At 37.4% G+C, this 235-nt stretch carries 1 protein-coding gene; it reads left to right on the top strand.

Annotated features, from left to right (window positions below; translation table 11 throughout):
- Positions 1-58 precede the first annotated feature (58 nt).
- A complete protein-coding gene (locus AC1RP1_RS08490) occupies positions 59-184 on the top strand; it encodes a DUF6462 family protein (protein ID WP_481762804.1) in 126 nt (41 codons plus the stop codon).
- Positions 185-235 lie beyond the last annotated feature (51 nt).

Raw genomic sequence — 235 nt, 5'->3', positions numbered from 1 at the left:
GAAAAGCAGTGGTCGGAAAAGAATAAGATAAAACCGACAGAAGTTTCCATTGGTTCCCATGGGGGGGCATACATTTCAGGAATTAGCGAAAGATGCAAAAGCAGTCTATCATGTGAAGAGAGTTGTTCTGGTTAATACAGAGATTGTGGATGAAAATCTTGAGAATTTCAGAGATGAATTATAAAAAATAAAATGTAATACATGAGGAGCAAAACACGTTGACTTATTGTCGGGC

This window comes from Dellaglioa sp. CoH-56-MRSF-13 (assembly GCF_056782095.1).
Note: the sequence above shows the minus strand (reverse complement) of the source record. Positions and strands in the feature narration are given on the sequence as shown.

Bases quoted from the DNA above. Each gene is read 5' to 3' on its own strand.
- AC1RP1_RS08490 (WP_481762804.1), top strand. From the start codon at position 59: ATGGGGGGGCATACATTTCAGGAATTAGCGAAAGATGCAAAAGCAGTC.